At 72.7% G+C, this 12534-nt stretch carries 11 protein-coding genes; 3 read left to right on the top strand and 8 right to left on the bottom strand.

Annotated elements, in window-relative coordinates; all coding sequences use genetic code 11:
• Positions 1–65: 65 nt before the first annotated feature.
• Genes ABZU74_RS02380 through ABZU74_RS02370 form a run of 3 tightly spaced genes read left to right on the top strand, consistent with a single transcriptional unit; the run spans position 66 to position 2324 of the window.
• Positions 66–731 (top strand): allophanate hydrolase subunit 1, encoded by a 666-nt coding sequence (locus ABZU74_RS02380; RefSeq protein ID WP_355417438.1) that lies wholly within the window; start codon positions 66–68, stop codon positions 729–731.
• Positions 728–1591 carry a biotin-dependent carboxyltransferase family protein gene (locus ABZU74_RS02375; RefSeq protein ID WP_355417435.1) on the top strand — a complete coding sequence of 288 codons (864 nt, stop codon included), beginning with the start codon at positions 728–730 and terminating at the stop codon, positions 1589–1591. The genes ABZU74_RS02380 and ABZU74_RS02375 overlap by 4 nt, the downstream gene beginning before the upstream one ends.
• Positions 1575–2324, top strand: a complete 750-nt coding sequence (locus ABZU74_RS02370; RefSeq protein WP_355417432.1) for a 5-oxoprolinase subunit PxpA — start codon at positions 1575–1577, stop codon at positions 2322–2324. The genes ABZU74_RS02375 and ABZU74_RS02370 overlap by 17 nt, the downstream gene beginning before the upstream one ends.
• 32 nt (positions 2325–2356) lie before the next feature.
• Here the strand turns inward: ABZU74_RS02370 and ABZU74_RS02365 are convergent, their stop codons facing one another.
• The 8 genes from ABZU74_RS02365 to pdhA all read right to left on the bottom strand — a co-directional run bounded on the left by ABZU74_RS02365 (position 2357) and on the right by pdhA (position 12425).
• Positions 2357–4195 (bottom strand): NHL domain-containing thioredoxin family protein, encoded by a 1839-nt coding sequence (locus tag ABZU74_RS02365; RefSeq protein ID WP_355417429.1) that lies wholly within the window; start codon positions 4193–4195, stop codon positions 2357–2359.
• A 58-nt stretch (positions 4196–4253) separates the two neighbouring features.
• A complete protein-coding gene (locus ABZU74_RS02360; RefSeq protein ID WP_203120615.1) occupies positions 4254–4445 on the bottom strand; it encodes a hypothetical protein in 192 nt (63 codons plus the stop codon).
• A 464-nt stretch (positions 4446–4909) separates the two neighbouring features.
• The gene (locus ABZU74_RS02355) at positions 4910–5296 is read right to left on the bottom strand and encodes a hypothetical protein (protein WP_355417426.1); all 387 of its coding nucleotides are present in this window, start codon (positions 5294–5296) and stop codon (positions 4910–4912) included.
• A gap of 81 nt (positions 5297–5377) precedes the next feature.
• Complete coding sequence (locus ABZU74_RS02350) at positions 5378–8095, bottom strand: hypothetical protein (protein ID WP_355417423.1); 2718 nt, start codon at positions 8093–8095, stop codon at positions 5378–5380.
• Between the two features lie 343 nt (positions 8096–8438).
• Positions 8439–8576, bottom strand: coding sequence for a hypothetical protein (locus tag ABZU74_RS02345; RefSeq protein ID WP_165435866.1), 138 nt, complete (start codon positions 8574–8576; stop codon positions 8439–8441).
• A 218-nt stretch (positions 8577–8794) separates the two neighbouring features.
• Positions 8795–10261 carry a dihydrolipoamide acetyltransferase family protein gene (locus ABZU74_RS02340; RefSeq protein ID WP_355417420.1) on the bottom strand — a complete coding sequence of 489 codons (1467 nt, stop codon included), beginning with the start codon at positions 10259–10261 and terminating at the stop codon, positions 8795–8797.
• Positions 10258–11247: an alpha-ketoacid dehydrogenase subunit beta gene (locus ABZU74_RS02335; RefSeq protein ID WP_355417417.1), complete on the bottom strand. Its 990-nt coding sequence runs from the start codon at positions 11245–11247 to the stop codon at positions 10258–10260. Before ABZU74_RS02335 ends, ABZU74_RS02340 begins: the two co-directional genes overlap by 4 nt.
• A complete protein-coding gene (pdhA, locus tag ABZU74_RS02330) occupies positions 11247–12425 on the bottom strand; it encodes a pyruvate dehydrogenase (acetyl-transferring) E1 component subunit alpha (RefSeq protein ID WP_355417414.1) in 1179 nt (392 codons plus the stop codon). The genes ABZU74_RS02335 and pdhA overlap by 1 nt, the downstream gene beginning before the upstream one ends.
• Positions 12426–12534: the final 109 nt, after the last annotated feature.

Below are 12534 nucleotides of genomic sequence, written 5' to 3'. Positions count from 1 at the left end.
GTTGGTGACACCCGGCACCTTAATCGTGAACACCAGATCGGCACGACATCGGCGAGGATGAGCGGATGCGGATCCGACCCGTCGGGGCGCACGCCCTGCTACTCGACTGCACAGCCCCCGCCGACATCCCCGAGGCCGAGCTGGTCGAAGCGTGGCGGGCTGAGCTGTGGCGGCGCCGGGAGCAAGGCGACCTGATCGCCGTCGAGATCGTGCCGGCCGCCCGGACCGTCCTGCTCGACGGCCTGCCCGACCCGACCACCACCGCCCAGCAGCTGACCCGGTGGGCGTCCGCCGTCGCCGCCGCGACCACCCGCCCCAATCACGCCGACGCCAACGACGAAACCAAAACCCAAGACGACGTGGTCGTACCGGTCTTCTTCGACGGGCCGGACCTGCCGGCGGTGGCGGAGCACTGGGGCGTGGACGTGGCGGCAGTGCGGCACCGGTTGACCAGCACCCGGTTCCGGGTCGCCTTCTGCGGCTTCGCCCCCGGATTCCCCTACCTGACCGGGTTGCCCGCCGAGTTGGCGCTGCCCCGGCTGGCCACACCCCGTCCCCGGGTGCCTGCCGGCTCGGTCGCGCTGGCCGGCCCGTACGCCGGAATCTATCCGGGCGCGTCGCCGGGCGGCTGGCAGCTGGTCGGTCGGACCGACCTGGTGCTGTTCGACGTGGCCGCCGACCCGCCGGCCCGACTCGGCCCGGGCAGCACGGTCCGGATGGTGGCGGCGTGACCCACCCGCCCACCATCGAGGTGCTCCGCGCCGGCGCGCTCACCACCGTGCAGGACCTGGGCCGGCCCGGCTGGGCGCACCTGGGCGTACCCCGGTCCGGTGCCCTCGACCCGGGCGCCCTGCGGTTGGCCAACCGACTGGTCGGCAATCCGGAGCACGCGGCCGGCCTGGAGATCACCCTGACCGGCTGCACCCTGCGGATGACCCGGGCCACCACGGTGGCGGTGACCGGCGCCGAGGTGCCGGTCCAGGCGGGCGTTCGGCCCGGTGACACCGGGCGCCCGCTCAGCGTGCCAGCCGGGACGGTGCTGCGGATCGGTCCCGCCCGACGGGGCGTACGGAGCTGGCTGGCGGTGGCGGGCGGCGTCGACGTGCCACAGGTGCTCGGCAGCCGGTCCACCGACACCCTCTCCGGGCTCGGCCCGGCACCGTTGCGCGACGGCGACCAACTGCCGCTCGGCGAGCCGGTCGACGCACCCGCGCCGGTGGATTCGACCGTCTGCGCCAGCCCCGCGTCGGAACTGCGCCTGACGCTCGGCCCCGGCCCTCGCGAAGACTGGTTCACCCCTACCGCGTTCGACCGGCTCTTCGGCAGCGCGTACACCATCAGCCCGGTGAGCAACCGGGTCGGCGCGCGGCTCGCCGGCGCGGCGCTGCCCCGCGCGGTCACCGGCGAACTCCCCAGCGAGGGCATCGTGCTCGGCGCGGTGCAGGTGCCGGCGGACGGCCAACCCCTGATCTTCCTCGCGGACCATCCGACCACTGGTGGATACCCAGTCATCGGGGTGGTCACCGACGTGACCCCGCTCGCGCAGGCCCGGCCAGGTACTACCGTCAGATTCCATGGACCTCAACGCTGACCTGGGCGAGGGATTCGGCATCTGGCGACTCGGCGACGACGAGGCGCTGCTGGGCCTCGTCACCTCCGCCAACGTCGCCTGCGGCTTCCACGGTGGCGACCCGTCCACCATGCGGCGGGTCTGCGAGGGCGCCGCGCGACGCGGGGTCGCGGTGGGCGCGCAGGTCGGCTACCGCGACCTGGCCGGCTTCGGCCGGCGGCACATCGCGTACGACTTCGCCGAGCTGCGCGACGAGGTGATCTATCAGCTGGGGGCGCTGGACGCGTTCTGCCGGCTGTTCCGCACCCGGGTCCGCTACCTGAAGCCGCACGGCGCGCTCTACCACGCGGCCAGCACCGACGAGTCCCAGGCGGCGGCGGTGGTTTCCGCGGTCAGCGCTTACGACCCCGAGCTGCCCGTGCTCTGCCTGCCCGGCTCGACGCTCGCCCAACTGGCCGTCGGTGCGGGTCTGCCGGTGGTCGCCGAGGCCTTCGCCGACCGGGCCTACCTGCCCACCGGGGCGCTGGTGCCGCGCGGCACCCCCGGCGCGGTGATCACCGACCCCGAGCAGGTGGCCGAACGGGCGGCGCGGATGGCCATCGAACGCAGCGTGGTGGCGGTCGACGGCACAGTCATCCCCTGCTCGGTCGACTCGATCTGCGTGCACGGCGACACCCCGGGCGCGGTCTCCGCCGCCGAACTCGTCCGCGCCACCCTGATCGACGCCGACATCACACTGGCCCCGTTCGCCTGATCGGAGGGGCCCAGCGGGCCCCTCCGATCGCGTCAGGCGTCCAAGCCGCGAAGCACCAGCGGCAGCCGGGTCACGGCGCCGTCGACCACCCGGACCGGTACGCCCCAGTCCTGCCGGGTCAGGTGGCACGCCGCGTGTTCGACGTCCGCGTCACAGGTCGCCGCCTGGGCGGTCACCTGGAGCACCCCTGCGGTGACCTCGCCGTTGAGCACCAGCCGACGGGACAGCTCGGTGCCCGTGCCGGCGCCGTCCACCAGCAACTCCGGCGGGGACGCGGAGACCACCAACCGGGTCGACGGCCCGTACGTCTCGTCCAGCTTCTGCCCCGGCGCCGGGGTGAAGACGATGTCCAGGGTGACCTCGCCGGCCGCGACGTCGGTCGGCTTGCGCTCGGTGCGGTGCCGGGGCCCGTCCACAGTGCTGGCGCCCGCCGCCGACAGGGCACCCGGCGCGAGCCGGGTCAACCGGTGCGCGGCGGACTCCACCACCAGCACCTCACCGGACGGGGTGAGCACCAGGTCGCTCGGCTCCGCCAGCCCGTCGGCGACCGTCGACACCTGGTTGGTGGTCGGGTCGAAGCGGCGCACCGCGCCGTTGTACGTGTCCGCGATCAGCACCGAGCCGTCCGGCAGCGCGCACACGCCCAGCGGGTGCTGCAGCAGCGCACTCTCCGCCGGACCGTCCACGTGCCCGAAGTCGAACAGGCCCTGCCCGACGGCGGTGCCCAGCACACCGTTCTCGACGTAGCGCACCGAGCTGGTCTCGCTGTCGGCCACCCAGAGCCGGGTGCCGTCGGCGGAGACGGAGAGCCCGGACGGCTGGGCCATCCACGCCTCGCCCAGTGGGCCGTCGCGCAGCGCCTCCACAGTGGTACCGGCGTACATGCCGGCGGTCCGCTTGATCGGGTCGAACCACCAGAGCTGGTGGATACCGGCCATCGCGATGATCAGCTTGTCGTCGTACCAGGCCAGGTCCCACGGGGAGGAAAGGTCGACGGCGAACGCGTCGTGGGCGTGGTCGTCGACCTCGGCACGCCACTGCCGCCCACTGCCGGCCACGGTGACCACCTCGCCGGACTCCAGCCGTACGCCGCGCAGCAGGTGGTTGACAGTGTCGGCCACCACCAGGTCGTAGCCGGCCACCTCGGCGACATGCGTGGGAAGCAGGCACACCCCCTGCGGTTCGGAGAACGACGCCGCCGCGGCCGGCCCGTCCGCCCGGCCCCGCTCACCCGAGCCGATCCGACGCACCGGCGTCTCGCCGTCCGGGGCGACCTCGACCAGAGAGTGCCGGGCCGAGTCCGAGACCAGCAGGTTGCCGTTCGGCAGCAGCACCGCCTTACCCGGGAAGCGCAGCGCGGTCTCCGGTGCCGGCGGCGGAACGTACGGGCCGTTCCCCCGGTGCAGGGTGCCCTTGGCCTCGTGAATGGCGATCAGCTCGTCGATGAGTCGGGCCAGCCCTTCGGCGTGCCCCTCGCCGGCCATGGTCGCCACCACGTAACCCTCGGGGTCGATCACCGACAGGGTCGGCCAGGCCCGGGCCGCGTACTGCTGCCACATGTCCAGCTCAGGATCGTCGAGTACGGGGTGGTGCACCCCGTACCGCTCCACGGCGGCGGCGAGCGCGTCGGCGTCCTTCTCGTGCTCGAACTTCGGCGAGTGCACGCCGATCACGACGAGCACGTCGCCGTACTTCTCCTCCAGCGGGCGCAGTTCGTCGAGCACGTGCAGGCAGTTGATGCAGCAGAACGTCCAAAAATCCGCAATGACGATCTTGCCGCGAAGGTCCTGCAAAGTGAGATTCCGGCCGCCGGTGTTGAGCCACTGCCGGCCCCGTAGCTCGGGGGCACGTACACGCGCTGTCGTTCCCATGCCTGCCAGCCTGCCACGGCCCGTGGGCCCAGCTGCCGTGACCCGTATGACAAGCGTCCTAGCCTGCGCCGCCTTCGTTACGCTCCCGGCGCTTCGCGGCGTACTCGCGGACCTGGGCTCCGTCCCAGATGCGGCCGACGGTCAACGTCTCCATCGGGGGCGGAAAGTCAGGGCGGTCAACCAGGATCGCGGCGCGCTGGCGGGACACGCCGAGGTAGTCGGCGACCTCGGACAGGGCCATTACGCGCACGGGCGGACCATCCGGTGACACGAGTAGGCAACTTGTCACCGGAGGGGTTGACTACCTGCCAACTGGTCAGTCAAAGTCGAGCTTATGCCTCTACGTCGAGCAGTGCAGCCGGTACGGTCCGATCTCATTCACCGCCGTCGCCGGTGGTGGTCTCGCGTGTGTGTCTGCGGACTGCCTCGGGCCTACGCAGGGCGGCATTGGTGAACGACCACCAGCCGCAGCGTCCGACGTGGCACTGCGAGGCGTGTCGACAGCCGTACCCGTGTCCTTCTGCGAGGGCCACGCTTTCGGCCGGCGATTCCTGGGCGGCGGCGACCTACCTCGCGAGTCAGTTCGTGATCGCCGTAAACGACCTCCCGGCGGTGCCGGTGGTCGACCTGTACGCGCGGTTCCTGCTGTCGGTGCCCCTTCGTCCGCGTCCGCGCAGAGGCAACAGCCCAAGGCCAACTGCTCCGCCATAGGCCCTAGCTAGTTAACGCCCCAATCTCGCTGATCTCGGTACCAACTGTGGGACAGATCCAGACCGCTCGGTCGGCGCGCACTACCGCTGCCAGAGGGTGGCTCTCGGGATGCTGGGGACAGGGCGGCCAGTTGGTGGCACGGCGCAGTGACCACAGTGCCTCCACTGCCCACTCCTGAACCTGGTCGGCGAGCGCGACGACCTGTGTCACGGTGGGTAGGCCGAGGTCGATCGATATCCCTCGGCCGGAACCGTCTGGGGCGTAGAGGAAGGCACTGGCGGTCTGTGGTTCCTCTCGCCACGGCTCATCGCGAAGATCGGGCTGCACCCCGCCAGGCTTCCCAAGATCGGACAAGATCGGCTCCAGCGCCGCCGCCAGCTCGCGTTCCACTACCAAATTGTGCCCGACGCAGAAGGCGCGGGTACGACGACGGCGGAGCCACGGTTGCCCGTGACCCCGCCGTCGGTGGAGCTACTTCGTGGCCGGCTTCAGGCAGAGCACCCGGTTGGTGCCCTCACCCGGCAGCACCACGTGGGGCTGCGTCGTGTCGGTGCACTTCTCCTTGGCGTCGACCTTCGAGACGATCGTGAACGCGCCCGCCTCGCCACAGTCCGCCGCCGAGGCGCCACCCTCCCCGGACTGCTTCACGCAGGTGCCGACCGCCGGGTCGAACGCCGGCGTGTCGTCGCCGCCGACCTTGCCGAGCAGCAGCAGCAGGCCGAGCGGCACCGCCAGGATGAGCACCGCGGCGATCAGCACCGCGGCCAGCACCCGACCGTTGCGTACCTTCGGCGTCGGTGCCTCCACCTTCGGCTCGTCGGCGTCCGGCTTGAACGCGTCGAACCGGCCCTGGTCCGTCGGGCCGGCGTCCTGGCCCCAGGACGGCGCGGGGTGCGACGGCGGCGGGAACGACGGCGGGAAGCCACCCCCCGGCACCGGCTCGGTCGCCGGCCCACCGAAGCCCGGCCCGCTGGCCCCAGGGGCACCGAAGTTCGGCGCACCGAACGTCGCTGTCCCGTTCACGGCTGCGGCACCGGCGGCAGGCGACCCGGGGCCGCCGAACTGGTCCGCCGGGGGCTCGGCACCGGCGTGCGGCCGGGTGCCGTTCACCGGCCTGTTGTTGCCCGGGGCGTCGACGAAGGACGGCACACCGGGCGGGAACGCCGGCGGCGCCTCGTTGAACGCGTTCGGCGCGGGCTGCCGGTCGTCGAAGCGCGGATCGGCCGGGGACTCACCGCCCCAGCCGGGCCCAACCTGCCGCTGGCCGTCGTTCTGCCAGTCCGGTGTGGCCTGCCGCTGGCCCTCGTTCTGCCAGTCGGGTGCAACCTGCCGTGGCGCGTCGTTCTGCCAGTCGGGTGCGGTCTGCCGCTGGCCGTCGTTCTGCCAGTCCGGAGCGCCCTGGCGCTCGGCGCCCGGGTTGCCCTGGAACGCCTCCGGCTCCGGCTCGGCCTCCGGCTCCGGTCGAGCCGCCCGGCCGTACACCCGGGGTTGCGGGGTGGCCGTGCCGGTCGGTCGGATCGCCTGGTCGGTCGGTGGCATCACCCGGCTGGCCAGCGGCACCGAAGCGCTCGCCGTGGCCCGGGCCGCCGCGCCGGCCGCCGATTCGGCGTCCGACACCGGTACGACCGCGCGGCCCGCTCCGGACTCCGGAGAGGTACGCGGGGCGGGCACCACCGCGCCGCTTGCGGAGACGTCCTCGGGGCGGCCACCGTACTGCGCGGCGGCGTCCGGGGTCTCCCGCTCGGCGTAGGCGGGCTGCTCGGGGATCTGTGCGAACTGGGCCTGGGGCGCGTAGTCGGCCGGCGGGGCGGCCGCCAGGCTGGCACCCGGGACGCGCTGCTCCTGCGGAGGCAGCGGCACCGCGTTCGTCGGGGAGATGCCCGGCGCGGGCCCGGGCTGGTAGGCCGGTGCCTCGTCGCCCCGGTCAGCCTCCCAGCCCCCACGGGACTGGGCGGAGGCTTCGGCCTCCGCGCGACCCCACACCTCACCGGGCGCCCACGGCTCGGCCTCCGGGACGCCGCCGGAGTTGCCCTGCGCGGCATTGTCCGGGCTGGCGGCCCAGTTGGGTGCGCCGCCGCTGGTGGGCACGCTGGCGCTGGCCCGGGCGGGGAGGTTGCTCGGCTCCGCAGGGGTCCACCCCGCCTGCTCCGGCCGCTCGGTCGGCTGCTCGGGTTGGGAGAGCACCCAGTCGGGCTGCTGTGGACGGCCCTCGGCGCCGCTCCAGGCGGCCGGCTGCGCGGGCTGGTCCTGCCGCGCGTCGCTGCCGTCGTTCCACCCTGCGGGCTGCGCCTGCTGCTGTGCGGCCCACCCGCCGGAGTTGGCCGGGTCGTCCTGCGCGGGCCAGTTCGTCGTCGGGGCCGGGACCTGGGCGGCGCCACGGGCCGCGTTCGGCTGGGCCGCCTGACCCCAGCCGGGGGCGGGCTGCTCCGTTGCTTCGGCGGGCTGGCCCCAGGCCGGCGGCGACTGCTCCGCCGGCGTCCACACCGGCTGGTCGTCCTGGGCGCCGGCGGCGGGCCAGCCGCCGTTGCCGGCGGCCTGGTCCTGCTGGGCGCCGCCGGACCAGCCGGCGGCCTGCGGTGAGTCGGATTGCGGAGACTCGACCCCGCGCCAGTCAGCGGCGGGCGGGTTGGTCTGCGCCGCACCGCCCCAGCCGTTGGCCGGGTCCTCCTGGGCGGGCCAGGCGGCGGTGGCCGGCGGAACCTGCGCGGCGCCCCGCGCGGCCGGCTGGGCCTGCACCCAGTCCGGCTGCTCGGCGGGGGCGTTCGGGGTCCAGGTCGGCGTGGGTGCGCTCTGCTCGGCGGGCGTCCAGCTCTGCTGCTGAGCGGCCCACGGGTCGGGCTGTGCCGGAGCCGGCGCGCCATCGTTGCCGGGCCAGGTGCCGGGCTGTTGCTGCGGCGGCTCGCTCGCGCCACCGCCGGCGGCCCAGGCGGGCTGCGCCGGGTCGTTGGGCTGCGGCGCGGCGGCGGCACCCCAGGCGGGGGCCGGCGGCTGGTCGGACTGGGTCGCCCATGCCGGCGTCGACGGGTTGGGCCGCGTCGGGGGCGGGGGTGCCCAGCCCAGGTCGGGGCCGGTGGCGTTCTGGCCGTTGTCCGGCTGCGCCGGGCGGTCGCCGTACGGCGCCGGTCCGCCGGCGCCCTGTGACACCTCGTCCGGCTCTTGGCCGGGGCGGTGCGGGCCCTCGGACGTCATGGGTGCGCCTCCTCCATCACATGTCGGCTCGCCGGTGCCGATCGGTCTCCTCGGCGTGGCTGCCGGCGTCACCGGCGTACCGCTGTGCCGGCTCCCCGCACGGTATCGGGTGTTGGCACGACACGTCCAAGGAGCACTGGCCGTCACTCACCGTGGCCGGTTGGTGTCGAGCAGCTTCTTCGGCTCGGCCTCTGCCGGGTCGGCGGGCGGCGACCGAAGCCCACCGTACCGGGCGCTGCGGCAGGGCGGAATCCCGGTGGTGGGTGGCTGGGAAACGCCGATGGCCCACCCGGTGGGCCGGGTGGGCCATCGATCTGGAGGAGGTGAGGAAAGTTGTGGAGCGTCAGCTCATGTGACGCTGGGCGATGACGAGGATCTCCTCGCGGACCGCCGGCGAGTTCGCCGAGCGCAGCGCGTGCTCGATGGCACGGGCGCGGCGGGTGGCGTCGCGGTGGTTGCGGATTCGCTCGATCATGCTCATTGGTGGGTCCCCCTAGCTATTCGGTTGTCAGCCCCTGATGCATCTATTTAACAGCAGAAGCCGCCGAACTTCCATCGATTATTAGGTGAGCTGAGACACCCGCCTAACAATCAAAGGTCAACAGGCTCTTTGACCGACGGTTACGTCGCCCAACGGACACGGCCGGTGTGCCGGGCGTTAACCCGTGGCACACCGGCCGTGGCTGGCGTTTCGAACGATCAGGTCCAGGCGAGCAGGGCCGCCTCCGGATCCGTGAGGAAGTCACCGATGTCCCGCAGGAACTTCGAGCCCAGCTCACCGTCGATGATCCGGTGATCGAAGCTCAACCCCAGCGTGGTGACCTGGCGAACCTTGACCTTGCCCTTGTGCACCCAGGGCATCTCCCGGACCGCGCCGAAGGCCAGGATCGCGGACTCACCCGGCGGCAGGATCGGTGTGCCGGTGTCCACCCCGAACACCCCGACGTTGGTGATGGTCAGGGTGCCGCCAGACATCGCCGCCGGCGAGGTGCGGCCGGACTTCGCCGTCTGCACCAGGTCGGTCAGCGCGTCCGCCAACTCCCGCAGCGACAGTCGGCCGGCGTCCTTGACGTTCGGCACGATCAGACCGCGCTCGGTGGCTGCCGCGATGCCAAGGTTGACGTACTCCTTGACCACGATCTCGTCACCCGCCCAGGTCGAGTTGACCATCGGGTGCCGTTGCACCGCCAGCAGCACCGCCTTCGCCACCAGCAGCAGCGGCGAGACCCGTACGTCCCGCCACTCCCGCCGGCCGCGCAGCCGGTCCAGGGCCTTCATCGCCCGGGTCACGTCGACGGTCAGGAACTCCGTCACGTGCGGGGCGGTGAACGCCGAGCGGGACATGTTCTCGGCGGTGAGCTTGCGGACGCCCTTGACCGGGATGCGCTGCTCCCGGTCCGCGCCGAAGCTGGGCGCGGTCGTCGCCGCGATCGGCTCGGCAACCACAGCGCTCGCACCGTTCGCCGCTCGCTGCACGTCCTCCCGGGTGATCGAGCCGAGCGGCCCCGACCCGGTCAGCGTGCCGAGGTCGACCCCGAGATCCTTGGCGAGCTTGCGCACCGGCGGCTTGGCCAGCACGCCGCCGGTCGCCGACGCGGCCTGCCCGTCACGAGCAGGAGCCGCCACGGGCACGACCACCGGCTGCGGAGCCGGTGCCGCCGGAGCGGAAGCCGCCACGGCCTGCGCCGGGACGCCGCCCTTGCGCGGGCGACGCTTCGCGGCGGTCGTCCGCGGGCCGTAGCCGACCAGCACCGCAGTGCGCCCACCCGGGGCCGCGCCGCCGATCAGGCCGGGCTCGATCATGCCCTCGGCCGGTGCCACCTCCACCGCCGCCAGCGAGGCCGCCGACGGGGTGGGCAGGTCACCGCTGGGCGTGGCCGTGGTCGACGGCGCCTCCAGCGGGCCGGCACCCGGGTCGGTGTCGATCGCGATGATCGGCGTACCGACCTCGACAGTGGTGCCCTCCGGGTGGTGGATGGCCTGCACCTGCCCCGCCCACTTCGCCGGGATCTCCACGGCCGCCTTCGCCGTCTCCACCTCGACGATCGGCTGGTTCAGCTCGATGGTGTCGCCGACCTTGACCAGCCAGGCCAGGATCTCGCCCTCGGTCAGCCCCTCGCCCAGGTCGGGCAGGTTGAACGTCTTGATCCGGGACATGTCGCTCACCAGCCGAAGGTGCGGTCGACGGCGTCGAGCACCCGGTCGAGGTCGGGCAGGTACTCCTCCTCCACCCGGGCGGCCGGGTAGGGGGTGTCGAAGCCGGTCACCCGCAGCACCGGCGACTCCAGGGAGTAGAAGCACTCCTCGGTGATCCGGGCGGCCAACTCGGCGCCGAGGCCGATGTTTGACGGCGCCTCGTGCACCACTACCGCACGGCCGGTGCGCTTCACCGACTCGTACGCAGCAGTCAGGTCCAGCGGCGAGAGCGAGCGCAGGTCGATGACCTCCAACTCCCGGCCGTCCTCGGCGGCGGCGGTCGCCGCCTCCAGGCAGGTCCGCACCATCGGGCCGTAGGCCAGCACGGTGACGTCGGTGCCGGGCCGCACGACCCGGGCCGAGTGCAGGGGGTACGCGTCGGACAGCGGCGTGTCCAGGTCGACCTGCCCCTTCTCCCAGTAGCGCCGCTTGGGCTCCAGGAAGACGATCGGGTCGTCCGAGGCGATGGCCTGTTGGATCATCACGTACGCGTCCTGCGGGTTGGCGCAGGTCACCACCTTCAGGCCGGCGGTGTGCGCGAAGTACGCCTCCGGCGACTCGGAGTGGTGCTCGACCGCGCCGATGCCGCCGCCGAACGGGATCCGGATCACCATGGGGATGCTCAGCTTGCCGCCCGAGCGGTAGTGCATCTTCGCCACCTGCGACACGATCTGGTCGTACGCGGGATAGACGAAGCCGTCGAACTGGATCTCGCAGACCGGTCGGTAGCCGCGGATCGCCAGGCCGACAGCGGTGCCGATGATGCCGGACTCGGCCAACGGGGTGTCGATCACCCGCTGGTCGCCGAAGTCCTTCTGGAGCCCGTCGGTGATCCGGAAGACGCCGCCGAGCTTGCCGACGTCCTCGCCCATGATGATGACCTTGGGGTCGTTCTCCAGGGCGCGGCGCAGACCGGTGTTGAGGGCCTTGCCGATGGTGAGCGTCTCCGTGGCCATCAGTGGGCGCTCCCCTCGAACGACTCCATGTAGCGGCTGAACTTCGCGCGCTGCTCGTCGAGCAGCGGAGACCCGTTGGGGTAGACGTGGTCGAACATCGTCACCGGCTCCGGGTTCGGCATCTCGAGCACCCGCTCGCGCAGGTGCACCGACTCGCGGCGGGCCTGCTCGTCGACCTCGGCGAAGAAGTCCGCGTCGGCGATCTGCTGCTTCTCCAGGAATGCCTTGACCCGGGCGATCGGGTCCTTGGCCTGCCACGCCTCGACCTCGCTGGCGATCCGGTAGCGGGTCGGGTCGTCGGAGGTGGTGTGCGCGCCCATCCGGTAGGTGTACGCCTCGATCAGGCTCGGGCCCTGGCCGAGGCGGGCGTTGTCCAGCGCGGTGCGGGTGACCGCGTACGTGGCGAGCACGTCGTTGCCGTCCACCCGTACGCCGGGGAAGCCGAAGCCGGCGGCCCGCTGGTAGAGCGGGACACGGGTCTGCCGCTCCAGCGGCTCGGAGATCGCGTACTGGTTGTTCTGGCAGAAGAAGACCAGCGGCGCGTTGAACACGCTGGCCCAGACGAACGCCTCGTTCACGTCGCCCTGGCTGGTGGCGCCGTCGCCGAAGTAGGCGATCGCCGCCTCGCCGTCGTCGGTGCCGGTCTTGCCGTCGATGGTGATCCCCATCGCGTAGCCGGTCGCGTGCAGGGTCTGCGCGCCGATGACGATCGTGTACATGTTGAACTTGAACTCGTTCGGGTCCCAGCCGCCCTGGTCGACACCGCGGAACAGACCGAGCGGCATGATCGGGTCGATGCCCCGGCAGTAGAGGACGCCGTGCTCCCGGTAGGTCGGGAAGGCCATGTCCTGGGCACGCAGCGCCCGGCCGGAGCCGACCTGGGCGGCTTCCTGGCCGAGCAGGCTGGCCCAGAGGCCCAGCTCGCCCTGGCGCTGGAGAGCGGTCGCCTCGGCGTCCAGCTTCCGGACCAGCACGAGGTCGCGGTAGAGACCGCGGTATTCCTCGTCGGTGAAGTCGACGCGGTACTCGGTGCCGTCCGGCCCGGTGGCGCTGTCGATCCGCTCGCCGTCGGGGGTGAGCAGCTGCACCAGCGCGGGGTCGCCGGCCGCGCCCTTCCTGGAGCGGGGTTGTGCAGCCCGCCTGCTGCGGGTGGTGCCCCCGGGGTCGCCCTTTGCCATCGGTCTCTCCCTGTCGTGTCTGCGTCGGCACCGGGGGGGTCACCCGGCCGCGCAACTCGTGCGCCTGCCCGGCTGCTGCCGGGCCGGTTCCTGGCGGCCGCGCCTAGCC

The organism is Micromonospora sp. NPDC005171 (assembly GCF_040608575.1).
Classification (GTDB): domain Bacteria; phylum Actinomycetota; class Actinomycetes; order Mycobacteriales; family Micromonosporaceae; genus Micromonospora.
The sequence above is the reverse complement of the archived record's forward strand: the minus strand, read 5'-3'. Positions and strand labels throughout refer to the sequence as shown.